25 protein-coding genes, 2 tRNA genes and 2 pseudogenes are annotated in these 26,810 nt (G+C 60.2%); 4 read left to right on the top strand and 25 right to left on the bottom strand.

The annotated features are described in order from the left end of the window. Nucleotides 1–32 precede the first annotated feature (32 nt). From G3T16_RS20575 to G3T16_RS20480, 21 genes and pseudogenes are all read right to left on the bottom strand, one after another. Nucleotides 33–578: a DUF1285 domain-containing protein gene (locus G3T16_RS20575; RefSeq protein WP_163496852.1), complete on the bottom strand. Its 546-nt coding sequence runs from the start codon at nt 576–578 to the stop codon at nt 33–35. Between the two features lie 57 nt (nt 579–635). Continuing rightward, entirely contained in the window at nt 636–1,811 is a 1,176-nt protein-coding gene (locus G3T16_RS20570; protein WP_163496851.1) for a phosphoglycerate dehydrogenase, read from the bottom strand. A gap of 18 nt (nt 1,812–1,829) precedes the next feature. Then, nucleotides 1,830–3,716 (bottom strand): SurA N-terminal domain-containing protein, encoded by a 1,887-nt coding sequence (locus tag G3T16_RS20565; protein WP_163496850.1) that lies wholly within the window; start codon nt 3,714–3,716, stop codon nt 1,830–1,832. A 128-nt stretch (nt 3,717–3,844) separates the two neighbouring features. After that, a complete protein-coding gene (locus tag G3T16_RS20560) occupies nt 3,845–4,120 on the bottom strand; it encodes an HU family DNA-binding protein (protein WP_163497211.1) in 276 nt (91 codons plus the stop codon). A 217-nt stretch (nt 4,121–4,337) separates the two neighbouring features. After that, a complete protein-coding gene (gene lon / locus G3T16_RS20555) occupies nt 4,338–6,749 on the bottom strand; it encodes an endopeptidase La (protein WP_163496849.1) in 2,412 nt (803 codons plus the stop codon). A gap of 117 nt (nt 6,750–6,866) precedes the next feature. Beyond that, nucleotides 6,867–8,162, bottom strand: a complete 1,296-nt coding sequence (gene clpX / locus G3T16_RS20550; RefSeq protein ID WP_163496848.1) for an ATP-dependent Clp protease ATP-binding subunit ClpX — start codon at nt 8,160–8,162, stop codon at nt 6,867–6,869. A gap of 109 nt (nt 8,163–8,271) precedes the next feature. Then, complete coding sequence (clpP, locus tag G3T16_RS20545) at nt 8,272–8,904, bottom strand: ATP-dependent Clp endopeptidase proteolytic subunit ClpP (protein ID WP_163496847.1); 633 nt, start codon at nt 8,902–8,904, stop codon at nt 8,272–8,274. 62 nt (nt 8,905–8,966) lie between these two features. Continuing rightward, nucleotides 8,967–10,298, bottom strand: coding sequence for a trigger factor (gene tig / locus G3T16_RS20540; RefSeq protein ID WP_163496846.1), 1,332 nt, complete (start codon nt 10,296–10,298; stop codon nt 8,967–8,969). A gap of 87 nt (nt 10,299–10,385) precedes the next feature. Then, a tRNA-Leu gene (locus G3T16_RS20535) sits at nt 10,386–10,470 on the bottom strand. Nucleotides 10,471–10,691: 221 nt separating this feature from the next. Further along, complete coding sequence (locus G3T16_RS20530; protein WP_163496845.1) at nt 10,692–11,756, bottom strand: beta-N-acetylglucosaminidase domain-containing protein; 1,065 nt, start codon at nt 11,754–11,756, stop codon at nt 10,692–10,694. A 320-nt stretch (nt 11,757–12,076) separates the two neighbouring features. Then, a pseudogene (locus G3T16_RS20525) lies at nt 12,077–12,415 on the bottom strand (PilZ domain-containing protein); the annotation flags it as partial. Next, nucleotides 12,412–13,419, bottom strand: coding sequence for a DNA polymerase III subunit delta' (gene holB / locus G3T16_RS20520; protein WP_163496844.1), 1,008 nt, complete (start codon nt 13,417–13,419; stop codon nt 12,412–12,414). The gene holB and the pseudogene G3T16_RS20525, both read right to left, overlap by 4 nt. Beyond that, nucleotides 13,416–14,084, bottom strand: coding sequence for a dTMP kinase (gene tmk, locus G3T16_RS20515; RefSeq protein ID WP_232059191.1), 669 nt, complete (start codon nt 14,082–14,084; stop codon nt 13,416–13,418). Before tmk ends, holB begins: the two co-directional genes overlap by 4 nt. Continuing rightward, nucleotides 14,081–14,653: an endolytic transglycosylase MltG gene (gene mltG / locus G3T16_RS22660; RefSeq protein ID WP_269473252.1), complete on the bottom strand. Its 573-nt coding sequence runs from the start codon at nt 14,651–14,653 to the stop codon at nt 14,081–14,083. The genes tmk and mltG overlap by 4 nt, the downstream gene beginning before the upstream one ends. Continuing rightward, nucleotides 14,554–15,111, bottom strand: coding sequence for an endolytic transglycosylase MltG (locus G3T16_RS22655; RefSeq protein ID WP_269473251.1), 558 nt, complete (start codon nt 15,109–15,111; stop codon nt 14,554–14,556). Before G3T16_RS22655 ends, mltG begins: the two co-directional genes overlap by 100 nt. 39 nt (nt 15,112–15,150) lie before the next feature. Then, nucleotides 15,151–16,389 (bottom strand): beta-ketoacyl-ACP synthase II, encoded by a 1,239-nt coding sequence (fabF, locus tag G3T16_RS20505; protein ID WP_163496843.1) that lies wholly within the window; start codon nt 16,387–16,389, stop codon nt 15,151–15,153. Nucleotides 16,390–16,488: 99 nt separating this feature from the next. Further along, nucleotides 16,489–16,725 carry an acyl carrier protein gene (acpP, locus tag G3T16_RS20500; RefSeq protein WP_163496842.1) on the bottom strand — a complete coding sequence of 79 codons (237 nt, stop codon included), beginning with the start codon at nt 16,723–16,725 and terminating at the stop codon, nt 16,489–16,491. 143 nt (nt 16,726–16,868) lie between these two features. Further along, entirely contained in the window at nt 16,869–17,612 is a 744-nt protein-coding gene (gene fabG, locus G3T16_RS20495) for a 3-oxoacyl-ACP reductase FabG (RefSeq protein ID WP_163496841.1), read from the bottom strand. Between the two features lie 26 nt (nt 17,613–17,638). Further along, nucleotides 17,639–18,585, bottom strand: a pseudogene (fabD, locus tag G3T16_RS20490) (ACP S-malonyltransferase). Nucleotides 18,586–18,788: 203 nt separating this feature from the next. Beyond that, on the bottom strand, nt 18,789–18,971 hold the full coding sequence (gene rpmF / locus G3T16_RS20485) for a 50S ribosomal protein L32 (protein WP_163496840.1): 183 nt from the start codon (nt 18,969–18,971) through the stop codon (nt 18,789–18,791). A gap of 3 nt (nt 18,972–18,974) precedes the next feature. Further along, nucleotides 18,975–19,505, bottom strand: coding sequence for a YceD family protein (locus G3T16_RS20480; RefSeq protein WP_163496839.1), 531 nt, complete (start codon nt 19,503–19,505; stop codon nt 18,975–18,977). Between the two features lie 108 nt (nt 19,506–19,613). On the opposite strand from G3T16_RS20480, the gene G3T16_RS20475 reads away from it, so the two are divergent. Continuing rightward, nucleotides 19,614–20,192 carry a Maf family protein gene (locus G3T16_RS20475; protein WP_197911786.1) on the top strand — a complete coding sequence of 193 codons (579 nt, stop codon included), beginning with the start codon at nt 19,614–19,616 and terminating at the stop codon, nt 20,190–20,192. Here G3T16_RS20475 and G3T16_RS20470 read toward each other — a convergent pair. After that, nucleotides 20,174–20,854 carry an HAD family hydrolase gene (locus G3T16_RS20470; protein WP_163496837.1) on the bottom strand — a complete coding sequence of 227 codons (681 nt, stop codon included), beginning with the start codon at nt 20,852–20,854 and terminating at the stop codon, nt 20,174–20,176. The genes G3T16_RS20475 and G3T16_RS20470 overlap by 19 nt on opposite strands. A 6-nt stretch (nt 20,855–20,860) precedes the next feature. After that, nucleotides 20,861–21,817 carry a 23S rRNA pseudouridine(955/2504/2580) synthase RluC gene (gene rluC, locus G3T16_RS20465; RefSeq protein ID WP_163496836.1) on the bottom strand — a complete coding sequence of 319 codons (957 nt, stop codon included), beginning with the start codon at nt 21,815–21,817 and terminating at the stop codon, nt 20,861–20,863. A 590-nt stretch (nt 21,818–22,407) separates the two neighbouring features. Between rluC and rne the strand changes: the two genes are divergently transcribed. The 3 genes from rne (at nt 22,408) to G3T16_RS20450 (ending at nt 25,732) form a co-directional block, all read left to right on the top strand. After that, nucleotides 22,408–25,227, top strand: coding sequence for a ribonuclease E (rne, locus tag G3T16_RS20460; protein WP_163496835.1), 2,820 nt, complete (start codon nt 22,408–22,410; stop codon nt 25,225–25,227). Between the two features lie 99 nt (nt 25,228–25,326). Next, nucleotides 25,327–25,414: transfer RNA gene (locus G3T16_RS20455), tRNA-Ser, on the top strand. Between the two features lie 147 nt (nt 25,415–25,561). Next, complete coding sequence (locus G3T16_RS20450) at nt 25,562–25,732, top strand: 2-oxo acid dehydrogenase subunit E2 (protein WP_197911785.1); 171 nt, start codon at nt 25,562–25,564, stop codon at nt 25,730–25,732. On the opposite strand, the gene G3T16_RS20445 is transcribed toward G3T16_RS20450, so the two are convergent. Together G3T16_RS20445 and G3T16_RS20440 are read right to left on the bottom strand one after the other, a co-directional pair. Beyond that, a complete protein-coding gene (locus tag G3T16_RS20445) occupies nt 25,733–26,317 on the bottom strand; it encodes a hypothetical protein (protein ID WP_197911784.1) in 585 nt (194 codons plus the stop codon). Next, nucleotides 26,314–26,643: a winged helix-turn-helix domain-containing protein gene (locus G3T16_RS20440; protein WP_163496834.1), complete on the bottom strand. Its 330-nt coding sequence runs from the start codon at nt 26,641–26,643 to the stop codon at nt 26,314–26,316. The genes G3T16_RS20445 and G3T16_RS20440 overlap by 4 nt, the downstream gene beginning before the upstream one ends. Nucleotides 26,644–26,810: the final 167 nt, after the last annotated feature.

Raw genomic sequence — 26,810 nt, 5'->3', positions numbered from 1 at the left:
CCGGCTCGCCGGCAGGTGTTGATCAGGTTGTTTTAGGCCGGCTCTGGCTCCAGCGCAAACCACTGGCCGCCACTGGCCACCTGCAACCGCCCTTCCACCCGCTCGGCGATTTCCACCAGCCGGTACCAGGCGGCCCTGGACAATAGCGCACTGAGTCCGTGCGGCAGTTTCACCGCCGCCACATCGCCCACTGCCGGCTCCAGAAACAGCGGATGCCGCGCATCGATCGGCACCTGTTTGCCGGTATTGAGCCGCGCCAGCAGCATGCGTTGGCCATCCTGCTCTACCGCGTCAATTTCAGTGACGACAAGCGGGTGCAAGTCGACCTTTATCCGCCACTTTTCGGCCGGTGTAACCAGATAGTACTGACCGTCATCTTCGCGCCGCAGAATACTCGCGAACAAGCGCACTATGGCTTCTCGCGCAATGGCAGTGCCATCGTGGTACCAGGCGCCGTCGGCAGCTATCCGGATATCGATATCCCCGGACAGCGCCGGCTGCCACAAGTGCAACGGCGGGTTGTCAAAGTCCCGGCTGTCTTTGATCTGCTGCTGGATGGACTCGAATTGATCGGGCATGGAGATCGCCTCAGGCAGGTAGCCTTGCTGTATTATGACAGCGACTATCTTCTCATGTCAGCTGATCAGGCGCACATTGATCACGCCTGTCAGGGCACGCATTCTGGCGAGGCTCTCGTCAGAAGGTGTGCAATCGATATCGATCAGGTTGTAGGCGAGTTCGTCGCGGCTCTTGTTCAACATGTCCAGTACGTTGATATTCAATTCGGCCAGAATCGCCAGGACGCTGCCCAGAATTTTTGGAACATTGGTATTGGTGATTGCCAGGCGGCAGCTGCCGGCCCGCTCCAGTTGCAGCATCGGAAAGTTCACCGAATTGCGGATATTGCCGTTTTCCAGGAAGTCTCGCAGCTGATCCGCAGCCATGATGGCACAATTTTCCTCCGCTTCGTCAGTGCTCGCGCCGATGTGTGGCATAAGGATGACATCACTGCGCCCAAGCAGCTCGGGTGTGGGAAAATCGGCGATGTATTTGCGCAGGTGGCCTGTTTCCAGTGCTGCCAGCAGTGCGTCGTGATCGACAATTTCCTGGCGCGCGAAATTCAACAGACAACCGTCGGGACGCATCGCTCCCAGCAGTTCACTGTTCACCAGCCCGCGGGTGGAATCCAGTACGGGCAAGTGCAGCGTAACATAGTCACTGCGGGCGAAAACCGCCGACAGAGTATCCGCCTTGCGTACCTGGCTGGACAACCGCCAGGCCGCATCGACGGACAGGGCGGGATCGTAACCGATCACCTCCATACCCATGGTCAGCGCCATGTCTGCCACCAGAGAGCCGATTGCGCCAAGCCCGACGACGCCCAGGGTCTTGCCCCGCAATTCGCTGCCCTTGAACTGTTTCTTGTGTGCTTCTAGCTCCTGATGGAGCCAGCTGGCGTCGGTGGTACCGGCCAGACCGGCGACGTAGTCCAGACCCTCGATAATTCCCCTGGAGCCCAGCAACAGGCCTGCCGCCACCAGTTCCTTGACCGCATTGGCATTGGCCCCCGGAGAGTTGAATACCGGGATACCGCGCCGGGTACACTCAACTACAGGGATATTATTGACGCCGGCACCAGCGCGGGCAATGCCCAACACTGACTCGGGGATTTCCTCAGCCTGAAGTTTGTGACTGCGCAAAAGAATCGCGTCGGGGTGTGCAAACTCACTGGCTATCTCATAGCTATCGCGCGGCAGGCGCTCAAGCCCCTTCACCGAAATCTGGTTGAGCGTCAGTATTCTTTTGGCCATGATGGTCTCGCGTTGCAATCAGTTTCGTATGGAAATATCAGCCTCGGCGCGCAAGCCCTGCTGATGCTCGACCTGCAGCAGCGCACCAAACTCGCTGCTGACACGCTGACGCAGTTCACGCTGCTCCTCGGCAGGATACGAGGCCAATGTACCGGGCTTGGCGCGGAGCAACTGCAGAACCAGGCCATTGCCCTGATCGTCGATGACATAATCGACCAGCGGCTCGGTAGTCGGTTCCGGGAGTCGAAAGGCACGCTGTAGCACCGGCTGCGGAACCATCCGGTTGCTGCGCTGTGCGCCCAGCTCCACCTGCCACTCGTAGTCCAGGCGTTTCGCCACGGATTCCACACTTTCGCCCGACTCTACCGCCGCGACCGCTTCTTCAGCTGCACTTTGCAGCTGTTCCCGCGCCTGTTGCTCGGTCAGCGCCGCCACGATCTCATCGCGTACCAGGTCGAGGCTCTGCAGCGCCGGAGGATTATGCCGATGCACGTGAACGGCGACGAAACGATTACTGTCCAGTTCCAGCACCTCGCTGTTATGACCCAGTTCCAGCACATCTTCCGAAAACGCGGCGCGAATAACCTTGGGGGAGGCGAGCGGGCCGGTGTCCTGGTCGCGCGAGATCGGTTCACTGCGCTTGACTTCCAATCCCAACTCACTGGCCGGCCGCTGCAGATTGTCCGCGTTGAATGCGAGATCGCGCAACTCTTCCACCGCCAGCAATAATGCCACCCGTGCCTCGCGCTCCTGCAGCCGTCGCTCCAGCTCTGGCCGCAATTCATCCAGCGATGGCGGATCCGCCTCACGCCGCTCCGTCACCTGCAGGATATGCGTGCCGGCTTCCGTCACCACGGGGCCGGATATCTCGTTCACCTCCAGAGCTCCGATGGCCTCTTCCATCGCTTCAGGAAAGGCATCACCTGCAGTAAAACCAAGGTCACCGCCGTTGGACGCGGAACCGACATCGTCCGACATTGCAGCGGCAACCTCTGCAAAATCCTGCCCCCCGGCCAGCGCTTGCTGGACCTCATTCACCCGGGCCTCAAACTCGTCGCCGGACTCATCGCTTCTTTGTTGCAGCAGGATATGAGAAACCCTGTTTTCGCTCTGGTATTGGTAGTTGCTGATCTCGAGTTGATACTCCTCCTCGATTGCATTTTCGTCCACGGCTTCGCGAAAATCATCCAGGGTCAGCTCCAGGTAATTGAGCTCTACTGTTTCGGGTGTGCGGAACCGTTCTTCGTTGGCACGGTAATAGGCTTCGATATCGGCCTGTTCAATGTCGCCGCCGGCATCTTCCAGAAAGGGGGCGAAGGGAATGGTCAGATAACGGATGTCGCGCTGCTCACCGAGGATGCGAGCGTTCAACTCCAGTTCGGCAGGAGTGGCAAAATCGCTGCCGGCCAGACCGGAGCGCAGCTGGTTCACCAGCAGGTCGTCGCGCAAGGCCCTCTTGAACGAGGCCGGCGTATAACCGGCCGAAGCGAGCAGGCTCTTGTACATTTCCGGCGAAAACTGGCCGTCCATCTGGAACTGCTCCATGCCCGCGATAACCTTGCCCAGCTCCTGTTCAGACACGACAAGATCAAGTTCGACAGCGGACTGCAGCAGGACCTTGCGGTTTATGATGCCTTCCAGTGCCCGCGCGCTCAAACGCTGTTCATCCAGCATTGCGGGATCGAGATCCTCGCCCAGCATCGAGATCAGTTGACGGCGCTGGGTGTCGACTGCCTGCTGCAACTCCGCCGGACTGATGGCTTCGCCATTGACTTCAGCGACGGTATCGCGCCCGCCACTGACCAGAATGGACTCGAGACCAAACAGCGCGAAGGACAGGACGATAACCGCGATGATGACCTTGGCGGCGGTCCCCTGGGTACTTTTACGTAAATCCTGGAGCATGGGAATTATCCGGTGGGTATCAAACAAAAAAGCGCACCCTGGAGTGCGCCTTTCTTTCGATCGTTACTCAGACATTGCGGGATCAGTGGATGACGATCTCAATGAGCCGGCACTGCCTGTATCAGGAATCAGGAATTGACTGCGTCTTTCAATGCCTTGCCTGCCTTGAAACCCGGAACGTTGGAGGCCTTGATCTGTATGGTCTGGCCCGTTTGCGGATTACGGCCCTCACGCGCGGCACGGTGTTTGACGGCGAAGGTGCCGAAACCCACCAGAGTGACCTGGTCGCCCTTGCTGAGTGCGCCAGTGATACTGTCCACTACCGCGTCGAGAGCACGTCCGGCTGAGGCTTTGGGAAGGTCAGCAGCGGCAGCAATTGCATCAATAAGTTCAGTCTTGTTCACATGTATCCCCTTGAATTCGTCATTCGGCATCGCGTTGAAATGACCACAAACTGGTGTTGTGGACACGTTTATGGCACCACGGCGTGATGCCAGCAAAATCATCCCGGTAGCACCAGCCGACGAATCTGCCCCAGGAAAAAACCGGCCCGTCAGCGTCCGGATTCAGACGCAAGACTGTATACCAGAGCCGAGATAGTGGTCAACTGAAACCCCTGTTTTAATGCGTATTTATCCGGTTTTTTTCGCCCTGATCGCCCTCTCCGGAGCTGCCGGGTGCCGGCGCCAGGAACTCTTCATCGGTCAATGGCTCCGGCATATGCTCCAGCGCAATCGCCAGAACTTCATCAATCCATTTGACCGGACGAATTTCCAGGTGTTGTTTGATATTGTCCGGCACTTCTTTCAGATCCCGTTCATTCTCCTTCGGGATGATCACCGTCCGTATACCACCACGCCGCGCAGCCAGCAGTTTCTCCTTGAGACCGCCGATGGGCAACACTTCGCCACGCAGCGTAATCTCCCCGGTCATGGCCACATCGGCCCGCACGGGAATCCCGGTGCTCACCGACACCAGCGCGGTGCACATCGCTATGCCGGCACTGGGACCATCCTTGGGAGTGGCGCCTTCGGGGACATGCACGTGCACATCGTGTTTTTCATGATAAGACGCTGCGATACCGAGCATCTGCGACCGGCTCCGGACAACGGTAGTAGCCGCCTGGATGGATTCCTGCATCACGTCGCCCAGAGAACCAGTTTTCACGTACCGACCCTTGCCAGCGAGCGCTACGGCTTCGATAGTCAGCAATTCGCCACCCACCGAGGTCCAGGCGAGCCCGGTGACCTGGCCAACCTTGTTCTCTTCCTCGGCAATGCCATAGTTGAACTTGCGCACCCCCAGCAGATCCGGAAGCATGTCCGGTGTGACTTCGGAGGTGCCGCTGCCCTTTTCCAGTGCAAAGCGCTTGACCATCTTGCGGCAGATTTTCGCGATTTCCCGCTCCAGTGACCGTACCCCCGCCTCGCGGGTATAGTAGCGAATCACATCGATTACGCTCCCTTCGCTGATCAGGATTTCATCCTTGCCCAAGCCGTTCTGCCGGATCTGCTTCGGAATCAGGTAGCGGGCTGCAATGTTGACTTTCTCGTCCTCGGTATAGCCCGGAATACGGATGACCTCCAACCGGTCCAGCAACGGGCCCGGTATGTTCATCGTATTGGAGGTACAAACGAACATCACATCGGACAGGTCGTAATCGACTTCGAGATAGTGGTCATTGAAAGCATGGTTCTGTTCCGGATCCAGCACCTCGAGCATTGCCGAGGCCGGGTCGCCGCGGTGATCCATGCCCATCTTGTCAATTTCATCGAGCAGAAACAGTGGATTCCGGACACCCGCCTTGGCCATTTTCTGCAGCAGTTTGCCGGGCAAAGAGCCGATGTAGGTACGCCGGTGACCGCGAATTTCAGCCTCGTCCCGCACCCCGCCCAGCGCCATGCGGACAAATTTGCGGTTGGTGGCGCGGGCCAGCGACTCTCCCAGCGAGGTCTTGCCGACACCCGGCGGGCCCACCAGACACAATACCGGTCCCTTGACCTTGCGCACACGCTTCTGCACGGCCAGGTATTCGAGAATGCGTTCCTTCACCTCTTCCAGACCGTAATGATCCTCATCGAGAATGGTGGAAGCCCGCTTGAGATCGTGTTTGACCTTGCTGCGCTTGGCCCAGGGGACAGACACCATCCAGTCAATGTAGCTGCGTACCACCGAAGCCTCGGCCGACATCGGCGACATCATCTTCAGCTTGTTCAGCTCGGACATTACCTTGGTGCGTGCCTCCTCCGGCATTTTGGCTTCTTCAATGCGGGTGTGCAGGTCATCGAGTTCATTGGGAGCTTCGTCAAGATCGCCGAGTTCCTTCTGAATAGCCTTCATCTGCTCGTTCAGGTAATACTCGCGCTGGCTCTTTTCCATCTGTTTTTTGACGCGTCCGCGAATGCGCTTTTCGACCTGGAACAGATCGATCTCGGCCTCCATCAGGCCCATCAGGTGTTCGAGCCGCTGCCGCACCGGCGAGATTTCCAGAATTTTCTGTTTTTCCTCCAGGTCCACACTCATGTGCGCGGCAATCGTATCCGCGAGCCGGCCAGGTTCGTCAATACCGGAGAGAGAAGTCAGTACTTCGGCGGGCACTTTCTTGCTCAGGTTCACATATTTCTCGAACTGGCCCACGGTTGAGCGCAACAGGCCCTCGGCCTCGGCATCGGGAATGTCCTCGGCTTCGATCTCCCGCACACCGGCGATGGCGAAACTGCCCTCGTCGTTGACATTGTCTACTGCGGCCCGATAGCTGCCTTCCACCAATACCTTGATGGTGCCGTCGGGCAATTTCAGCAACTGCAGAATATTCGAGACCGTACCCACCTGGTAGATATCATCCACCCCGGGGTTGTCGTCGGCAGCATTGCGCTGCGCGACCAGCAGGACCTGCTTGCCGCCTGCCATCGCATCTTCCAGTGCCTCAACGGACTTTTCCCGGCCCACGAACAGTGGCAGCACCATATGCGGGTAAACCACGACATCACGCAATGGCAACAGGGGTAATTCAGTAACAGAAGAGGAACCCATAGCTATCTCCGGGTTGGGGATGTGTCAAACCTGGACTCTATTTGGGGATGATTCCCGATAACACAAGCATCCGGCGCCACAGTTGGCACACGCGTCCCGCGCAGCGCCCGGATGGCGTTACTCCTCAGTCGAGGACGCGGCCCGGGGCTCGTGATTCTGGTACACGAGCAACGGTTCGGAGTCACCCCGAATCACGGATTCGTCGATGACCACTTTGCTGACGTCGTCCCGCGACGGGATGTTGTACATGGAGTCCAGCAAAACACCTTCAAGTATTGAACGCAAACCGCGAGCACCTGTTTTGCGGTCCATGGCACGCTCGGCAATGGCCCGCAAGCCGTCCTCGCGAAAATCTACTTCAACTCCCTCCATTTCAAACAGTTTGCTGTACTGTTTGGTGAGGGAATTCCTCGGCTCGGTCAGGATCTTGACCAGGGCGTCGATATCCAGCTCTTCAAGAGTGGCGATCACCGGCAAACGTCCGACAAATTCGGGAATCAGCCCGTACTGGACCAGATCTTCCGGTTCGAGCTCGAACAGAAGCTCACCCACATTGCGTTTCTCATCCTTGCTCTTGACCTCGGCGTTGAAGCCGATGCCACCTTTTTCAGAACGGGTGCGTATCACCTTGTCGAGTCCGGCGAAGGCGCCCCCACAGATAAACAGGATGTTCGAGGTATCAACCTGCAGAAACTCCTGTTGCGGGTGCTTGCGGCCCCCCTGCGGGGGCACCGACGCGACAGTGCCTTCGATCAGCTTCAGCAGCGCTTGCTGCACACCCTCACCCGACACATCCCGGGTAATGGAAGGATTGTCCGACTTGCGCGAAATCTTGTCGATTTCGTCGATATACACAATCCCGACCTGGGCCTTGTCGACGTCGTAATCGCACTTCTGCAGCAATTTCTGGATGATATTCTCGACGTCCTCACCCACATAACCCGCCTCCGTCAGCGTGGTGGCATCGGCGATGGTGAAGGGAACATCGAGCAGCCGTGCCAGCGTTTCCGCCAGCAGGGTCTTGCCGCTACCGGTGGGCCCCACCAGCAGAATGTTGCTCTTGCCGAGTTCGACTTCATCGCCGCGGCTGCCGGACTGGCCGTGCCGCAGGCGCTTGTAGTGATTGTAGACCGCGACCGCGAGCACCTTTTTTGCCCGCTGCTGGCCAATCACGTATTCGTCCAGTATCGCGTTGATCTCGTGCGGGGTGGGCAGATGATCGCGCTTGGCGTCGCTACCGCTTTCCTGGACTTCCTCGCGGATGATGTCGTTGCATAGATCAACGCATTCATCGCAGATGAATACCGATGGGCCGGCAATCAGCTTGCGCACTTCATGTTGGCTTTTGCCGCAAAATGAGCAGTACAGCAGCTTGCCGCCGTCGTCGCCTGATTTTGAGGTGTCTTTGCTCATGCTCTACCCTGTGCCCTGAATTGCTTTGCGCTACCATCTTTTTTTAAAGATGATGTTTTTTGCGGCGATTTGCAAGTCCTGCGGACTTGCGTGCGCCAACGTATCCAGCCTACTTGGGTGACGCGAGACGCCGATTGATAACCTCGTCCACGAGACCGTATTCCCTGCTTTGCTCAGAATTCATGAAACGGTCGCGTTCGGTATCCCGTTCGATGGTCTCAACGCTTTGACCGGTATGTTCGGCCATGAGTTCGTTCAGCCTGCGGCGAATGATCAGTATCTCCCGGGCATGAATATCGATATCAGAGGCCTGGCCCTGGGCGCCGCCACTGGGCTGGTGAATCATGGTCCGGGCATTGGGCAGGCAATAGCGCTTGCCCTTGGCGCCGCCAGCCAGCAGGAAGGCCCCCATGGAGGCCGCCTGGCCGATGCACATGGTGCTGACATCGGGCTTGATGAACTGCATGGTATCGTAGACAGACATGCCTGCCGTAACCGAGCCGCCCGGGGAATTGATATACAGGTGGATGTCCTTGTCCGGGTTTTCGGATTCCAGGAACAGCAGCTGGGCCACAATCAGATTTGCCATGTGGTCTTCCACCGGCCCCACCACGAATATCACCCGTTCCTTGAGCAGCCGGGAATAGATATCGTAGGAGCGTTCACCCCTGGAGGTCTGTTCGACCACCATCGGAATCAGACCGATGTTGGTGATGGTGCTGCTGTTCGAGGCATGGGCCATATCAAGGCATTCCTTACACTGTTTAGTCGTTCAAGCACAACGCGGTCATTGCGTCGCTTTCCTCACTCCGCCTCCGCTGCTGCCTGGGCCTGGCTGATGGCCTCCTGGTAGCTGCAGGGCTGTTCCCGGACCTCGGCATCCTCGAGCAATTTGTCGACTACCGCGTCCTCCAGCACCCTGGATTCAACCGTTGCCAGTTGGTCCGGGTTCCCATAATACCAGTTGATAACCTCTTCGGAATCCTGATAGGTGGCAGCGAGCTCTTCAATCGCTGTCCGTACCTTCGCTGGGTCCGCTTTCAGCTCATGCCGGTTGATCATTTCCGACAGAATCAGCCCCAGCTTTACCCTGCGCTCCGCATTGTCCCGGAACATGTCGTCCGGCAACAGTGACTTCAGATCGAGATCCTGCGGCGCGGCGCCGCCGAATTGCTGAAACATTTGCTGTCGCAGCGCATCCACTTCCTGCGCCACCAGTGCCTTCGGCACCTCCAGCGACGTGTGCGCCGCAACCACGGCGTCCATGACCTGCTGCTTGACCTTGTTTACAACAGCGTTGTTGAGCTCACGACGCATGTTTTCCGCCACTTCCTTGCGAAATTGTTCCTCGCCGCCTTCTTCGACGCCGTACTGCCGGAACAGTTCCTCGTCCAGCGCAGCGGGAACCAGTGCCTTGATGCTGTTGAGCTTGATCGCAAAACTGACTGCGGCACCGCGCAGTTCCTCGTTGTGATAGTCCTCCGGAAAGCTCAGCTCAAGGGTTTTCTCCTCGCCAGGCTGCATCCCCACTATGCCTTCCTCAAAACCCGGAATCATCCCGCCAGAACCGAGTTCCAGCTCGGCACCCTCGGCGCTGCCGCCCTCAAATTCCGCGCCATCGCGAGTACCGCTGTAATCGATATTGACCTTGTCTCCGGTCTCGGCAGCGCGCTCCACTTCTTCCCAGCTGCCCTGCTGCTTTCGAAACACGTCGATAATATTGTCTATATCGGCATCGGTGACTTCGGCTACAGGTTTTGTCACCGTAAAACCACTCATCGTGGCTATTTCGACATCCGGAAACACTTCAAAGGTCGCGACGTACTCCAGATCCCGTCCTGCGTCCAGGCTCCTGGGTTCGATACTGGGCTGCCCCGCCGGACGCAGCTTCTCCTGCACCACTGCTTCCTGGAAAGAACGGCTCATCACCTCCCCCAGCACCTCCTGGCGGATACCGGCACCAAAGCGTTGGCGCATGACTTTCATCGGTACCTTGCCGGGGCGAAAACCAGGCAACCGCACGTTTTTGGAGGCTTTTTGCAGCCTGGAATCGACCTCACTGTCAACACGCGCGGCGGGAACGCCGACGGTGAGACGACGCTCCAGGCCTGAAGTCGTTTCAATGGACACCTGCATGGTTTTTCCTCGCGATCCTGTCGGTTGTGGGGCTGTTGCGCCCTGTCATCAGAGATGGCGCAGCTATCGCAACGCCACCGTAAAAGTTGGTGCGGAAGGAGAGACTCGAACTCTCACGCCTTGCGGCACTGGAACCTAAATCCAGCGCGTATACCAATTTCGCCACTTCCGCGGTCTGGAAGCTTCCATTGCAGCTCGCCGACATCTTCGGTCAATTGCCGAAACATGCCGTAAGCTCTTGATTCTTTGGGAGTAATAGCCCTCTGAAGCTGCGACGCGAAGCTTGTACAAGGGCGCAGATTCTGCCACAAACAATGGCCCTGTACAACCGCGAAAACCCCTCAGAACCGCCAATCATGCGGCTTCGCGCGACTGTCGACCCGGAGCGGGGGCTCAATCCGTGAGACAGGCCGGGTCGAAGCAGTCTTCTCCCTGCAGCCAGCGCACGATCTCGGCCGCCGCGGGATCCGGCAATGCCCTGAAAACATTCAGGGCAGAGCGCCGTTGCTGCCCGGTCATGCGGCCCAGTCCGCGGTCGCGAAACAGCGCAGAAAACTGTTGCATGGCCTGCCAGGTGCCGCCGCCCAACAGCTCTGACAGCAGGTCGGGGCCGGCCTCCGCCGAGCCGTCTGCATGCAGCGCCGCCAGTCCCGCCAGGGCGGGCAGCGAACACAGCGCCTGCAACATCGGGTTGCAGAAATGTCCCGCCAGCAGCTCCGGCCCTGCCCGCTCGCGGCCGGTCAGCGGCGCAAAATACAGGTGTTCGCTGCGCACTGCGCCATCGTTGACCGGGTAGTTGTCCCACAATACCACTGGCCGCCCCAGTGCCTCACGGGCTTGCAGCAGGTCCTGCCGGGATACGGTATCGGCGCATACCCGGTTGCCCGTCCAGAAAACGTCAACCTGGGCAGGCAATTCCCGCCCCAGGTCTTGCCAGTAATTGTCCGGCTTGCGGCCAAAGTGGCGCTCCAGAACCGGGTCGAAAGAGTAGTACGTCGGACAGACCAACAGTCGTTGGGCGTGGCTGCGGGCGGCCACATCCTGGACGATGTGCGCCTGGCGTCCCGCCAGGTCCGTTTGCTCACCGGGCATGTCATCGAACAGCAAGGCGAGCAACGGCGCCTCGAGCTCGTTGAGCCGGTCTATTTTGTCACGCAGCAGCTGTTGCTGCCTGGCGCCATAATCTGCGTACAGTGCGAAGGGAGACAGTCCCACCCCGAAACACAAGCCGGACACGGCACAGGTCCGGGCCAGTTCCCGCAGGGCATGCCACTGATCGGCGGGCCAGTGGCACTGCCACGATTTGCGCAGATAGGGGTCGGCCTTGGGAGCGTAGATATAGCTGTCCAGGCCCAGTCGCGCCAGATGATCGGCATATTCGAAGCGTCGCTGCCAACTCCAGGGGCGACCGTAATACCCCTCCAGTACGCCGCACAAAAAACCCTTGCAATCGATCATGGCAGTGGCGGCCTCCGGAAATTTATTATGTCGGGGTATAATAAAAAATGTGCGCGGTTATGCCCAAACAACCTAGCACGAGCCCATTCAGGTGTGGAAAATTACCGGCAATAAGCGATACTTAGCCTGTAGCTGGTTAACTCCCTGAGTGGTACTGCCAGCTACAGGAGCATGCCCAATGCTCTTTCAGGGAAGCAATTCCTTTATGTTTCACTCCTAATGGTCTTCTTGGGTCCCTGACGGGACCCATTTTTTTGTCCGCTCCGATGGAGAGCGGTGACGGGAACAGCCGCGAGATGTGTTCCACTACATGGTATGCGTGGGCGGTCGGAATTCAGCGAGCCGGCCAGATGATTTTCAATCTTGCTGTTGGCGGTGGCATCCTGCTCACTGAACTGGACCCCGATACCGGCAGTACGATTACCCTGGGCGCCGCGCGGCGTAACCCAGACCACTTTGCCGGCGATCGGGATTTTTTCCGGCTCATCCATCAGCGTCAACAGCATGAAAACTTCGTCGCCCACCCGGTAGCTTTTGTTGGTCGGTACGAACAGGCCGCCATTGTTCAGAAACGGCATGTAGGCGGAGTACAACACCGCCTTGTCCTTGATAGTGAGTGACAGGATGCCATTACGGCTGCCTGCGGCAACATCGTTCATGAACGCGCCTCCCCGGAAGAAGCAGCCATGGTAGCACCATCGCTGTCGCCGCCAAAAGCACTGTGGATATCGAGCAACAGGGATTCCAGTACCAGCTGCGGGTTGGGATTGGAGCCCGCGCCCGCGGCACCCTGCAACGCGCGGATACGATCCAGGATCCGGAACAGTTGCCGGCCCTGGCCCCGCAGTCGCTGTACTTCCTGCCCCCGCAACCAGGCCTGCAGATAGTCCGTCAACTCGTCCAGCGCGGCGACCAGCGGCAATTCCGCGAATACCGCGACGATCGCGGGAACTTGCGCGCGCCCCTCGACCAGCGCCTGCAGCGCGACCTGGCGCGCCTCCAGCACATCCACCCTGGATTCACGGTACAGGCGTTCGGCCCGCAGCGGCCGCTGAGCAGCCAGCGACAGCAAGCGGGTACTTTGCTGACGATCGCCGGTCAACTGGTCCAGCCAGGCCAGGCTGTCGTCTGCACGGGGCAGTGGCAGCTTCAGCAGTTGACAGCGCGAACGTACGGTAGCGGGAACAGCGTGCAGGCGTTCGCAAACCAGTATGATGTGGGTGTCCCGGGCCGGCTCCTCGAGACATTTCAGCAGGGCATTGGCGGCACTGACATTCATGCAGTCCGCCGGCGATACCACCACGACCTTGCGCTGCCCGAACCCTGCAGTACGAAACGCAAAGGCCACCAACTCGCGCACCTGATCGATCTTGATAACCCGGCTCTTGCCTTCCGGCGCCAGCCAGCGGAAGTCGCCGTGGGCCCCGCTCTGGCTGTACCGGCAAGCAGCACACTCGCCGCAGTTGTGCCCCGCCTTGGGCGCGTGGCACAGCAGCAGCCTGGCCAGGGCCATGGCCAGATGATCCTTGCCGGTCTCGGCCGGGCCGGTGACAAGCAGTGCGTGCGGCAAGTGGCCGCTGTCGAGCTGCTCCAGCAGCCGTTGCCACGTGTCGCTCTGCCAGCGCATTGCTGCGCTGATGGCGGGCAGTTCGGCGCCGGTCATCGTAGCTGCTGCTGACGTGGCGCCCAGCAGGCATGCAATTGTTCGCAAATAGTGTGTAGTTGCTGCTGCACACTGGCCAGCGGCTGACTGGCATCGATCAGGTGATAGCGCCCGCTGCTTTCGGTGGCCAGTTGCAGATAGGTATTGCGGACGCGTTCAAAAAACACCAGTTCCTCCTGCTCGAAACGGTCCAGTTCACCCCTGCCGCGGGCACGTTCGAGTCCGGTGACGGCCGGCGCGTCCAGCAGCAGCGTATAATCCGGACGCAGCTCGCCCTGCACCAGGTTCTCCAGGGTGCGAACCGCACCGGAGTCGAGGCCGCGTCCACCGCTTTGGTAGGCATAGCTGGCATCCGTAAAGCGGTCGCAAATCACCCATTTTCCCGCCTCAAGAGCGGGGACAATCACATCGCGCAGATGCTGGGCGCGGGCCGCAAACAACAGCAGCAGTTCGGCCATCGGTGCCACCGTCTCCCGCCGCGCCTGCAACAGGACCGTGCGGATATCCTCACCCAACGGCGTGCCGCCGGGCTCCCGCGTCACCACCAGCGCGACTCCACGGGCCTGCAAATAATCCCGGATGCAGGTGATGTTGGTGGACTTTCCCACGCCTTCCCCGCCTTCCACGGTGATGAATAATCCGCGCATCGCCTGCATATGGCTCATTCAGTTCCTGGTCTGGAGCGATAATTCTCGCGCCGCTCGAGCTGGTATTTACGCACAGCGCGTTCATGACCTTCAAGGGTTGAGTTGAACTCGTGGCTGCCGTCTCCCCGGGCCACGAAATAGAGACTGTCCCCTTCTGCCGGCTGCAATGCTGCATGCAGTGCAGCCCTGCCGGGCAAGGCGATGGGAGTGGGCGGCAGGCCATGATGCCTGTAGGTATTGTAGATGTTGTCGCCATCGCGCAAATGGCTGCGCACCAGATTGCCGTCAAACGCGGTGCCGAGCCCATAGATCGTGGTCGGATCCGTCTGCAGACGCATTCCCCGTTGCAGGCGCCGCACAAACACCCCGGCAATCTGCTGCCGCTCGTCGGGAACCCCGGTCTCACGCTCGATAATCGAGGCCATGATCAGCGCCTCGTAAGGGGTCTCGTAAGGCAGGTCGGGAGCCCGCAGCTCCCATTCCTCCGTCAGGGCGGCGAGCATGGCCCGGTGGGCCCGGGCGAGAATGTCCAGATCACTGGTGCCGCGCTCAAAGCGATAGGTTTCGGGCAGGAACAATCCTTCCACTGCGCGGTAGGGTGCCACCATTTGCAGCAGGCGGGGTCCTCGGGACCGTCCAATTGTTGGGCCAGCACAGGATCGGAGCCCAACAGCGTCAGCGCCTGGGCCACAGTGATACCTTCCGGCAGGGTGACGTGATACTGCACTACCTGCCCCGCCACCAGCTGGTCCAGCAACGCTTGCGGCAGGATGCCCTGCGCCAGCAGGTATTCTCCACGCCGGATACTGGCGTCCAGCCCGCGAAGGCGAGCGTAGGCTACCAGTATCTCCGGATACGCCAGCACTCCTTCACGGTGTAGGCGCGTCGCGACACTGCGCAGACTGTCTCCTTTCGCCACGGTGAGTACATGGCCTTGCTCCGGCAATTGCAGCGGGGTGTCCCAGCGTCTCTGCACTTCGAGGCCGCTCAGCAGCACCGCGAGCACTACCAGCGACAGTGCCGCCCACAGCAAACGCCTGTTCATTCCCGCGCCCTGCGGGACATGGCCCGCGGGACACAAAAATCAGGCCTGGCTGAAAATAAGCGAACCGTTGGTGCCACCGAAGCCGAAGGAGTTGGACAATACGTGCCGAATCCGGCGCTGCTGCGCAGTGTGTGGAACATAGTTGAGCGTACAGCCCTCACTGGGGTTATCCAGGTTGATGGTGGGAGGGGCAACCTGGTCGCGAATGGCGAGAATCGAGAATATCGCCTCTACCGCACCGGCGGCACCCAGCAGGTGCCCTATCATGGATTTGGTCGAGCTCACCGCCACGGATTCCGCCGCCGAGCCGAGCACTGAGGCAATGGCCAGGCTTTCCGCCAGATCGCCGGCGAGGGTGGAGGTGCCGTGCGCGTTGACGTAATCGATCGCCCCGGCGTCGATACGGGCGTCGGCAAGCGCGTTGCGCATCGCCATTGCGGCCCCCCGCCCATCTTCCGGCGGCAGGGTCATATGGTAGGCATCACCACTCATGCCGAAACCGGTGATTTCTGCATAAATATGGGCGCCGCGGGCACGGGCCGACTCGTACTCTTCTATCATCAGCACCCCGGCGCCGTCGCCGAGTACGAAACCATCCCGGTCCCGGTCCCAGGGGCGGGACGCTGTAGCGGGATCCTCGTTGCGGGTGGAGAGTGCCCGCGCGGCAGCAAATCCGCCCAGACCGACAGGGGTTGTCGCCATTTCGGCGCCACCCACCAGCATCGCATCCGCATCACCCAGCGCGATGAGACGAGCACCGAGGCCAATGTTGTGGGTACCGGTAGTGCAGGCCGTCGTTATCGCGAGGTTGGGCCCGCGCAGCCCGTACTTGACCGAAAGGTTGCCGGAAATCATGTTGATAATGGAGCCGGGCACGAAGAACGGGGAAATCTTGCGTGGCCCCGACTCGGCCACGATGGCCGCGTTCTTTTCAATCTGGCCGATACCGCCGATACCCGAACCGATCGCGCAGCCGATGCGGTCGGCATTTTCCCCGGTGACCTGGAGGCCGGAATCCTGCATTGCCTGAATGCCGGCGACCATCCCGAACTGGACAAAGATATCCATCTTGCGCGCGTCTTTATCAGCAAGATAAGGTGCCGTCGCGAAATTCTTCACACTGGCGCTGAACTGCGTGGTGTAGGCCGACACATCGAAGGAATCGATCACGCTGGCGCCGCTTTGGCCTGCCACGATATTGCCCCAGGACTCCGCAACATCCAGTCCAACAGGGCTTACCATGCCCAAACCTGTGACCACAACTCGTCTGCCAATCACAGCACCAACTCCTTGGGATACAAAAAGAGAGCAAGCATAAACAGAAAAAGCCGCTCTATCAAAATATAGAAACGGCTTTTTACCAAACGGGGGAAGGTATCAGGCGAGGTTTTCCGTGATGTAGTCGATCGCCAGCTTCACCGTGGTGATTTTTTCGGCCTCCTCGTCGGGAATCTCGGTTTCGAATTCCTCTTCAAGAGCCATTACCAGTTCAACCGTATCCAGTGAATCCGCACCCAGGTCCTCTACGAATGAAGCTTCGGTCTGGACTTCTTCTTCTTTAACGCCAAGCTGTTCTGCAACAATTTTCTTAACGCGTTCTTCAATGCTGCTCATTTTATCGATCACTCCTGAAAATGTTTACGGATTCAAAGCTGGTCATCCAGTCCGAGGGGGCATTTTACTCTGTTTTGCCGCCGAGTAATAATTTTTTTTGGAGGCGCCTGGAATCTACCATGTTTTTCCTGTGTTTCAGTGACTTATGCCATGTTCATGCCACCATTTATATGAATGGTTTCGCCGGTAATATAGCTTGCGGCATCACTGCACAGAAAGCCCACCAGCGCCGCAATTTCCGCGGCTTCGCCGAGCCTCGCCAGCGGTATCTGGGTCAGCAGCTGCTCGCGCTGCTCATCGCTGAGCGCACGGGTCATGTCGGTATCGACAAACCCCGGCGCCACGCAGTTGACCGTAACCGCCCTGGATCCCAACTCACGGGCCAGCGCCCGGGAGAACCCTTCAGCACCGGCCTTGCTCGCAGCATAGTTGCTCTGACCGATATTGCCCATTGCGCCGACCACCGAGGTGATGTTGACGATACGCCCCCAGCGTGCCTTTGTCATGCCGCGCAGACAGGCCTTGCTGACCCGGTAGAGCGCGTTGAGATTGGTATCGATAACCGAGTGCCACTCCTCCGTTTTCATCCGCAGCAGCAGGTTGTCGCGGGTGATACCTGCACTGTTGACCAGAATCAGTGGCGCCGAAAAACGCTCGCTGACCCCTTTGATCACATCTTCCACTGCCGTCTGGTCGGCTACATCCAGGGTCATGCCGCAGCCGCTGAAGCCACCCTCTTCCAGATAATTTCCTATCGATTCGGCGCCCGCCGCGGTGGTGGCAGTGCCGATCACAGTACAACCGTCCCGGGCCAGTTGTTCGGCAATGGCGCGGCCGATACCACGACTGGCCCCGGTGACCAGGGCTACTTTGTTGCTGTCATTCATGGGCGATCATTCCTTTTCCAACATGCTCAGGCGAGCGCTTCCAGGGTCTGCTGCAGAGCCTCCGGTTCTTCCAGGGAATAGCTGTTCAGACCCTGTGAAATTCGCCGGTTGAGACCGCTGAGCACCTTGCCGGGGCCGCACTCAACGACGTCACTGATGCCGGCTTCGGCGATGTATTCAATGCAACGGCTCCACTGCACCGGGCTGTATATTTGCTCTACCAGCAGTTCGCGAATGCGTTCCGGATTACTCTCCGTGCGGGCGTGGACATTGTGGACCACCGGTACCGCCGGCGCGCGGATTGACACATCCGCCAGCACCTGCGCGAGCGCGACGCCCGCCGGCTGCATCAGGCTGGTATGGAAAGGGGCGCTCACCGGCAGTGCCATCGCGCGCTTGGCGCCGGCCTCCTTCAGCGCCGCGCTGGCCTGTTCCACGGCCGTCGTGTGCCCGGCGACAACCACCTGGCCGGGTGAATTGAAATTGACCGCGGCGACCTCGCCGGCGCCCGCTGCGCTGATCTCTGCGCAGATGCGATTGATCGTTGTATCATCCAGGCCGATGATCGCGGCCATCGCGCCCTCGCCCACCGGCACCGCGTTTTGCATGAATTCCCCACGCTTGCGCACCAGCGTCAGCGCATCGGCAAACTCCAGCGCCCCGGCACAGACCAGCGCCGAAAACTCACCCAGGCTGTGCCCCGCCATCAGCACAGGGGGCCGCCGCCTGCGGCCAGCCAGGCCCGCCACAGCGCAACACTGCTGCAAAGCAATACCGGCTGGGTAGTCTCTGTGAGGTTGAGCTTCTCCTGGGGGCCGGCCTGAACCAGCGCCCAGACATCGTAGCCGAGCACCTCCGAGGCCTCGGCAAAGCTGTCGCGCACCGCGGGGTAAGCTGCATGGGCGGCTGTCAGCATGCCCACCTTCTGGGAGCCCTGGCCGGGAAATACGAAAGCGGTGTTGGAGGATGTCATCGAGTTTGCGGTCTCCGGAATCAATCTGCTTGCCGGCAACGGTACTGTTGGCAGTGTAGAACACTTTTCATGTCATGCACGTGACCGGAACCGGCGCGCCAGAAACAGGAAACGGGAGCCAGGGCTCCCGTCTACATAATATAAACTGGCTGCATCGCCGCAATAGCTGACCCCTGCCAGTATTGAGGCGGCGAAGCCCGTCGTTACTCGTCGTTACCGGTATTAACGACCTTCTTGCCACGGTAGAAACCGTCTGCACTGACATGGTGCCGGCGGTGAGTCTCTCCGGAGGTCTGGTCAATGCTGAGCGTGGGGCCGGTAAGGGCATCATGCGAGCGACGCATGCCGCGACGAGAGCGAGATTTCTTGTCCTGCTGAACAGCCATAAATTACTCCTGATTTCCATCGCCGGGCTTCAAACGCGCCAGCACCTCAAACGGGTTGGGCCTGTCCGGTGCGGCGACCGCTTCCGAGTTCAGATCCACCAATACTGTGTTGCAATCCGCCTGTTCGTGGTAGCTGAACGCCGGCAACGCCAGAATCAGCTCATCCTCAACCAGCTCCCGAAGCTCGCACTCTTCACCCGTCACAATCACGGGTTCCAGGTGGCCAGGCAAATGCGCGGCCTGCTCATCTGTCCAGACCACCGCGAGGTCGCTGTCAGCATGTAGCTCGATCGGCATCGGCTGCAGGCACCGTTGGCAGGTTACCGTGACAGAGGCGTCGGTGGTAACGTGTGCCAGGTACCTGCCCTCCTCGTCGCGAGACAGCTCCAACCGGGCCTGGATAGTACCGTCATCGCCAGCCAGGAGCTCTCGAAAACGCGGTAAATCCAGAGGTTTGAGCAGTCCCCTGACAGTCGCACCACGGCTGGCGCCCTTGCGGACATCCAGCGTGCCGGGGAGGGGGTCGGTCAACATAGGCGCGCATCATAGGGGCGGCTCGCCCCCTTGTCAAAAAAATCTTTAAAATACAACCAGTTCACCGGCCCGCCGGGAGCCACACCACAAGCTTGGGATAATATGGACATGGATCTGATTCTGGCCTCCACCTCACTCTACCGCAAGCGGCTGCTGCAGCGCCTGCAACTGCCCTTTCGCTGTATCGCACCGCGGGTGGACGAAACCGCCCAGCCAGCGGAAGCAGCGCCGGCAATGGCCGCCCGCCTGGCCCTGGCCAAGGCCCGGGTCGTGGCCGCCGCCAATCCGGGCAGCCTCGTTATCGGCAGCGATCAGGTCGCCGCCCTGGAGGGAAGCCCGATCGGAAAGCCCGGCACTCACACCCGGGCTCGCGAACAGCTGCTCGCAGCGGCCGGCAGGACGGTACAGTTCCATACGGCAGTGGCATTGTGCTGGCAGCAACGAGACATGGAACAGCTCCATACCGAGCCCTTTACCGTGCAGTTCCGGCCACTGAGCGCGACAATGATTGAAAGCTACCTGCAGCGGGAGCAACCCTATGACTGTGCCGGCAGTTTCAAGTGCGAGGGCCTGGGAATTGCGCTGTTTGAGTCCCTGGCCGGGACCGACCCAACCAGCCTTGAAGGCCTGCCGTTGATAGCCTTGACCGGCATGCTGGCAAAGGCCGGCTACCCGGTACTGGCTTGAACAGTTGATTCTGGCTGACGCAACAGCAGTTCCGCCAGCTCGCCCAATTGCCGCAACTCATCGACTATCGCGCGGGGCTGATGCCGCAGCAACAGCTCCCGGGCGTGAACCCCGTAACTGACGCCGACCGACGGCATGCCGATGGCCCTGGCCATGGCTAGGTCGTATTCCGAGTCACCGATCATCAGCGCCTGGTTCGCCCGCTTGCTGCGCTCGGCCAGGATCTGCTCCAGCATCAGCGGGTGCGGTTTGGACTGGGTCTCGTCAGCACAGCGGGTCGCATCAAAGAAGCCCTCCAGGCCCAGACCCTGCAACACCCTAACCAGCCCGCGCCGGCTCTTGCCGGTAGCCACCGCCAGTTCGAAACCCGCGTCCCGCAACTGCGCCAGGGTATCCAGCGCGCCCTCGAACAGCCGAGCCGGCCCCTGGTCAGCCTCGATATAGCAGCTTGAATAGGCCCTGGCCAGCCGCTCTCGATCCGCCAGGGGCTGGTCCGGAAACAGAATTTCCACCGCCTGCGGCAGGCCCAGGCCGACGATATGGCGCACCGCGGCGGCCTCAGGTGGCGGCAACGCACAGCGGCTGGCCGCAGCCTGCATCGCCAGCACAATCTGCTCAACGGAATCACAGAGGGTACCATCCCAATCGAATATAATTAACATATTCACCTACTTGCGAATGCTATTTAATATGAATTCCAGGTCATTATCCAGCGCCGCCTGCAACAGCAGGGGCGCCTTGCCGGGCAGGGTGAAGCGCAGCGACTGCGCATGCAGAAACAGGCGGCCGAGCCCCAGCTCCCGTGCCCGCGCAACACTGGCAGCATCGTTGTATTTATCATCTCCGAGAATCGGGTGGCCAGCGAACTGGCTGTGTACCCGGATCTGGTGGGTGCGGCCGGTCACGGGCCGCGCTTCCACCAGCGTGGCGCCCGTAAACTGCTCCAACACGCGGAACCGGGTGACCGCGGCCTTGCCCTCCCGGGCAACCCGAACCATGCGCTCGCCGGACTGCACGATATTCTTCTGCAATGGCGCCTCAACGACCCGCCGCTCACGGGGCCAGCGGCCGGCCACCAGGGCGACATAACGTTTGTCTACGCCCTCGCCGCGCAGCTGCCGATGCAGTTCCCGCAGCACTGCGGGTTTGCGGGCGACCAGAATCAGGCCCGAGGTGTCCCGGTCCAACCGGTGGACCAACTCCAGATACCGGTCCGCGGGACGCAGCTGGCGCAGGCATTCGATCAGGCCGAAGTTGAGCCCGCTGCCCCCGTGTACCGCCAGCCCGGAAGGTTTGTTGATGACCAGCAGGCCATCGTCCTCATGGACAATGCGGTCCTGGATCTGCCCCGCCCAGAATCCCGGGATCACCGGCGGCGCGTTGGCCGCCGGCTGGTGCAGCGGTGGAATACGCAGGATATCACCTTCGAGCAGCCGGTAATCCGCCCGGGTGCGGCCGCGGTTGATGCGAAACTCTCCTTTGCGCAGACCGCGATAGATGCGGGTCTTCGGTACCCCCTTGAGAATCCTCAGCAGATAATTGTCCAGCCGCTGGCCCGCCGCATCGGCATCTATCTGCAACTGGCGCACTGCACCGGCTTGCCCGGGGGGACTGTCATCACTCATATCGATTCGGAAAACACTGACAATTGAAGCACTTATCGTTTGCTGATATAGTCGGGCCCGTGTGGCCGGGTCACGTCGCTGTTTCAGCCCCTGACCCGCAAACAGCAACTCCGGTGACAGTAGGGCCTGCCGAGGCAATTGCACGGCTCCACCGGGAGATTCCACGCGCAAGACACACAAAAGGATGTCGTCGCGTCGGGCGGGCACCGGGTCTAACTTCGACCCAGAGTGACGCCCAGGTAACGCTTCGATACATATGAACCGCGCAGTACATGCCGGGACACAGAATCAGTTTTACTTCGGGTAGCGTGGTCGCAGTCGTCAGGTGTTGCGACACTAACAAAAAGGGGGATCGGGCGCCAGCGCACCGTTCCCCCACAAGCGCTCCCCGGCGGCTTCACCAGTTACTGGCGGGCCGCCAATACAGTACACCTGAGCGTACTGAGTAGTGCCAATGCGGCGTCTGCGCCCGGTTTTCCGCGCCCTGACACCGCCACGGATAACAGTTACTCTGCTATGCCCGGCCCCGAGCCGGCTGTATGGCTGATTCCCGCCCCGCCAGACCTGTGCGCACCAGGTAATGGCACATCATGAAAAAAATGCTCATCAATGCAACCCAGCCCGAAGAGCTGCGCGTTGCCCTCGTAGACGGCCAGCGGCTGTACGATCTCGACATCGAGAACCGCACCCGCTTGCAAAAGAAATCCAACATTTACAAAGGCAAGATCACCCGGGTTGAACCCAGCCTCGAGGCCGCGTTCGTCGATTTCGGCGCCGAGCGGCACGGCTTCCTGCCGCTGAAGGAGATCGCGCGGGAATATTTCTACCGGGACCCCGGCAACACCGAAGGCCGGCTCAAGATCAAGGATGTGGTCAAGGAAGGCACCGAGATCATCGTCCAGGTCGACAAGGAAGAACGCGGCAACAAAGGCGCGGCCCTGACCACCTTCATCAGCCTCGCCGGCCGCTACATGGTACTGATGCCCAACAATCCCCGGGCCGGCGGCATTTCCCGCCGCATCGAGGGCGATGACCGCAGCGAGCTGCGGGAAGCACTGAGCGGTCTGGAGATCCCCAACGGCATGGGCGTCATTATCCGTACCGCCGGGGTCGGCCGCTCCTCGGAAGAACTGCAGTGGGACCTGAACTATCTGTTGCAGTTGTGGGAATCCATCACCACGGCCAACAACGAAGTCCGCGCCCCTACCCTGCTGTTCCAGGAAAGCAACGTCATCATTCGCGCCGTGCGCGACTATCTGCGCGATGACATCGACCAGGTTTTGATCGACAGCGACGATGCGCTGGCGCAGGCCCATGAATTCGTCAGCATGGTCATGCCCAAGTACAAAAACCGCATCCGGCGCTATGAAGATTCGATTCCGCTGTTCAACCGCTTCCAGATTGAAAGCCAGATCGAGACGGCATTCCAGCGCGAGGTGCGCCTGCCTTCCGGTGGCTCCATCGTCATCGACCCGACCGAAGCGCTGGTCTCCATCGACATCAACTCGGCCCGTGCCACCAAGGGTACCGACATCGAGGATACCGCCCTCCAGACCAACCTCGAAGCGGCCGACGAGATTGCCCGTCAGCTGCGTCTGCGCGACATGGGCGGCCTGGTCGTCATCGACTTCATCGACATGATGGCGCCGCGCAACCAGCGCCAGGTTGAGAACCGGATGCGCGACGCGCTGGAACTGGACCGTGCCAGGGTCCAGGTCGGGCGCATTTCCCGTTTTGGCCTGCTGGAGATGTCGCGCCAGCGTCTGCGACCCTCGCTCGGCGAGACCAGTGCGATAGTCTGCCCACGCTGCACCGGCCAGGGAACCATCCGCGACACCAAGTCGCTGGCCCTGTCGATCCTGCGGCTGATGGAGGAGGAAGCCAGCAAGGACCGCAGCGCCGAAGTCAGGGCCATCGTGCCAGTCGACGTGGCAGCCTACCTGCTGAACGAAAAGCGCGCCGCCCTCAGCGAGATCGAACAGATCACGCGGGCACGCATTCTGGTAATCCCCAACCCCAATCTGGAGACACCCCACTTCGACGTGCAGCGTCTGCGCGATGACGAAGTACCTGAAGACCGCGCTGTCAGCTACAAGATCGACATCGCTGTCCCCGACGCGGATCTGATCAGTGACGCGCATTCAGCCAATATCCCGCTGCAGGAAGCTGCTGTCCAGCGCGTAGTTCCGCAAATGCCCGCTCCGGAGTCGACCGCCAAGCCGGTCGCGGAGAAGGATCAGGAACAAGCGGAACGCAAGCCGGCCACCAGACAAAGACGCAGAGCCGGCACGCCGAACAGGAAAGCAGAGCACAGGGCGCCGGCCAAAACCGGTCTGGTATCGCGCCTGATGGGCATGTTGTTTGGCGAGGCCACAGCCGACACGGGAGCGACGCCGGAACCCGCCCCCAAAAAGGCAGCCAGTGACAGCGGCAGCCGCACGGCTGACAAGAGCGAAGATCGTGGCGGCAACCGCAAACGCAGCCGCGGTGGCCGCCGGCGCAGTGGCGGTGCATCGGCTGCCGGCGCCAACGGCAGCAGCAGTCCGGGCAAGCCTGAACAAACCCCGGCCCGTGCGCGGCAGGACGACAGCAGCAGTGAGGAAGCACCGGCAACGCGTGGACGCAAGCGCGGTGGCGGTGGCAGGAGGCGCCGCAGCGAGCAGGACGACCGCAGCGACGCGCCCGAGCTGGCATCGACCGCGCAGGCACCGGATCTCGATGATGACAGCCTCGAAGCCAGTGGCCCGGATAAACCCCGCAAGCGCCCCAGCGACATGAAGCGTGGCGAACCCCGCCGCCGTCGCCGCAGCCGCCCTCGGACGGACGAGGCCGTGACCAGCGATGACAGCAGTAGCGAGCAGCCCCCTACAGTCCCGACTGTGCAGTCGCCCGCCAGAAACACTTCGCCGGACGCGGCCCAACCCAGCCCCGCCGCCGCCGACAGCATTGCTGAAGCCGCTGAACCTGCCACCAGTGAAGCTGCCGACGCCGCCGCGCCGGAAACGGTTGCCGTAGAGCCCGCACTCGAGCGTCCCACTGCCGACGCGCTGGAACTGGAAGCCGCCGTTGAGACGGTAGCCGAGGCCGATGCAGAGCCACCGACCGCCGCTCCGGAGGAGCCAACAGCCGCCGCCACCCCGACACCCGCTCCGGGGATTGCGGAAACAGCTGCAGCCAGCGAACCGGAGCTGCCACCGGCGGGTATTACCGCAGACGGCAAGGCCTGCAACGATCCACGCATCGCGCCCCGCGCGGTGGGCAAGATCGAGATTGCCACCGCCTACCCCGCCCTGTTCAAGGATGAGCAGGCGCCACCGGCAGAAGCCTGCGGTATCGCTGCGCCCCGCGCCAGCAATGATCCCCGCGGGCCCCGCCCGGCAGACACTGTGGCCGAGGTGGCGGACGGCTGAAACTGCTGACAAAAGCGTGCACAAGCGGGGCCAACCCCTTGTGCGCTCTTCACAGCACTGTATAATCTCGCCTTCCTCGCATGACGAGGAAAACAATCCGGTGGGCTGGCTGAGTGGTCGAAAGCGGCGGTCTTGAAAACCGTTGAAGGGCAACCTTCCCGGGGTTCGAATCCCTGGCCCACCGCCACTTTTTTAAAATCAATGACTTAAATACGGTAATGGTCGATCATTACCGTCATAGAATTAATACTTAAAATAAAGTAATAAGTGCCCGGAGTAGTACCCCATGGATACTTACGCTATTGTCGGCATCAATTAATTGCAGCAGCGACCGATGGTACGCCAGGGCAATATCGAGGTGTGCAGCCTGATGAATTTGTCGGCCTCCTTCGATCACCGCGTTACCGTCGGCTATGACGGAGCGCAACTGAAACAGCTACTGGAGCAGCCGGCGACGATTTTGTACCGTCCTGCCCGCTGGAAGGGCCGCTATCGCTCAGGGTGATTAAATCGGGCGTGACTTATACCGAAACTCAAATTCCCTCAGGCATCTCTGATACAGCTTTGAATGCTGCGAACCGATCGGCAACACCTTCCTCACGATGCCAGCCTTGGAGGTTTTTCCAGTCCACCGCGTGGCGTCTCGCAACCGCCACTGCCTGGTCGAAATTCTGTTCATCCCTCCAATGGTAATAGCCGGCGAGCCGGTCCTTGACGCAATCTGTCGGGCTAAGTAACCGCACCACCCCATCTCGGTGGCACGCTTGTCGATATGCTCCTCCCGCACCTGTTCGTCACCCACCATAAGCGGGCCGGGCGGGAACTCAATGACCAGTTCTGTGTCGGGGTGCTCAAAGTATCTGCCATTCGCTTTTCGCGCGGTAAAACCGATGGTACGCAGAGCTTCCCCTATCTCCCGGTTACTGTGTAGTCCCAGCGCGATAAAGTCCAGATCCAGAGACGTGTAGGCATTGTGCGTCCAGATCGACACGCACGAACCGCCAGTCAGTACCACATTGATGTCGTGCTGATCCAATGTTGTACACACCAGCGCAGCCAACTCCTCCACCTCAAGGCCGGCGACCTTCACAATGGCTTGCCTTTGCGGCGTGGTCGGCGACGGTTCTTCGTCAACTTTTCCTGCAGGCTTTCCGGGTAGCGTGCCAGGGCGTCAAGAAACAGCGCCTTGACCTGGTCGCGGAATGGGAAGCGTGGATTGAACTCATATACCCGGGTGCGGCCGATTTCGCCTGAAACCAAGAGGCCGTCTCGCTCCATCCGGTCCAGTACGCGCTGTACCTGGCTGGGCGCCACTTCAAAAAGCTGCGCGATTTCTCGCGCATAGCCCTTGTCGCGTGCAGCCAGGAACAATAACACCCGCTCAGCGTTGGTCGAACCCACTAGTGATTCCAGCATGATAGCTTCCTTGTGGCACCCTGAATCAATGGTACATCAAATGTATTATATAGTACATTTTGTGTATCCTAAAGTCGCTTGGCAGCTAGTTTCGCGCTACAGGGATCGAGCGGGACTCACCCAAACTTTGCAAGCAACTCACGAAATCATTCTTGAACCTCTCTCTG

It is taken from the genome of Kineobactrum salinum (assembly GCF_010669285.1).
Lineage (GTDB): Bacteria > Pseudomonadota > Gammaproteobacteria > Pseudomonadales > Halieaceae > Kineobactrum > Kineobactrum salinum.
This window is presented reverse-complemented; position numbering and strand designations above follow the sequence as displayed.

Excerpts from the sequence above, each read along its gene's own strand:
- G3T16_RS20575 (WP_163496852.1), bottom strand. The coding sequence starts at position 578 with ATGCCCGATCAATTCGAGTCCATCCAGCAGCAGATCAAAGACAGCCGG.
- G3T16_RS20570 (WP_163496851.1), bottom strand. The coding sequence starts at position 1,811 with ATGGCCAAAAGAATACTGACGCTCAACCAGATTTCGGTGAAGGGGCTT.
- G3T16_RS20565 (WP_163496850.1), bottom strand. The coding sequence starts at position 3,716 with ATGCTCCAGGATTTACGTAAAAGTACCCAGGGGACCGCCGCCAAGGTC.
- lon (WP_163496849.1), bottom strand. The coding sequence starts at position 6,749 with ATGGGTTCCTCTTCTGTTACTGAATTACCCCTGTTGCCATTGCGTGAT.
- clpX (WP_163496848.1), bottom strand. The coding sequence starts at position 8,162 with ATGAGCAAAGACACCTCAAAATCAGGCGACGACGGCGGCAAGCTGCTG.
- clpP (WP_163496847.1), bottom strand. The coding sequence starts at position 8,904 with ATGGCCCATGCCTCGAACAGCAGCACCATCACCAACATCGGTCTGATT.
- tig (WP_163496846.1), bottom strand. The coding sequence starts at position 10,298 with ATGCAGGTGTCCATTGAAACGACTTCAGGCCTGGAGCGTCGTCTCACC.
- G3T16_RS20530 (WP_163496845.1), bottom strand. The coding sequence starts at position 11,756 with ATGATCGATTGCAAGGGTTTTTTGTGCGGCGTACTGGAGGGGTATTAC.
- holB (WP_163496844.1), bottom strand. The coding sequence starts at position 13,419 with ATGACCGGCGCCGAACTGCCCGCCATCAGCGCAGCAATGCGCTGGCAG.
- tmk (WP_232059191.1), bottom strand. The coding sequence starts at position 14,084 with ATGAGCCATATGCAGGCGATGCGCGGATTATTCATCACCGTGGAAGGC.
- G3T16_RS22655 (WP_269473251.1), bottom strand. The coding sequence starts at position 15,111 with ATGAACAGGCGTTTGCTGTGGGCGGCACTGTCGCTGGTAGTGCTCGCG.
- acpP (WP_163496842.1), bottom strand. The coding sequence starts at position 16,725 with ATGAGCAGCATTGAAGAACGCGTTAAGAAAATTGTTGCAGAACAGCTT.
- fabG (WP_163496841.1), bottom strand. The coding sequence starts at position 17,612 with ATGAATGACAGCAACAAAGTAGCCCTGGTCACCGGGGCCAGTCGTGGT.
- rpmF (WP_163496840.1), bottom strand. The coding sequence starts at position 18,971 with ATGGCTGTTCAGCAGGACAAGAAATCTCGCTCTCGTCGCGGCATGCGT.
- G3T16_RS20480 (WP_163496839.1), bottom strand. The coding sequence starts at position 19,505 with ATGTTGACCGACCCCCTCCCCGGCACGCTGGATGTCCGCAAGGGCGCC.
- G3T16_RS20475 (WP_197911786.1), top strand. The coding sequence starts at position 19,614 with ATGGATCTGATTCTGGCCTCCACCTCACTCTACCGCAAGCGGCTGCTG.
- G3T16_RS20470 (WP_163496837.1), bottom strand. The coding sequence starts at position 20,854 with ATGTTAATTATATTCGATTGGGATGGTACCCTCTGTGATTCCGTTGAG.
- rluC (WP_163496836.1), bottom strand. The coding sequence starts at position 21,817 with ATGAGTGATGACAGTCCCCCCGGGCAAGCCGGTGCAGTGCGCCAGTTG.
- rne (WP_163496835.1), top strand. The coding sequence starts at position 22,408 with ATGAAAAAAATGCTCATCAATGCAACCCAGCCCGAAGAGCTGCGCGTT.
- G3T16_RS20450 (WP_197911785.1), top strand. The coding sequence starts at position 25,562 with ATGGTACGCCAGGGCAATATCGAGGTGTGCAGCCTGATGAATTTGTCG.
- G3T16_RS20440 (WP_163496834.1), bottom strand. The coding sequence starts at position 26,643 with ATGCTGGAATCACTAGTGGGTTCGACCAACGCTGAGCGGGTGTTATTG.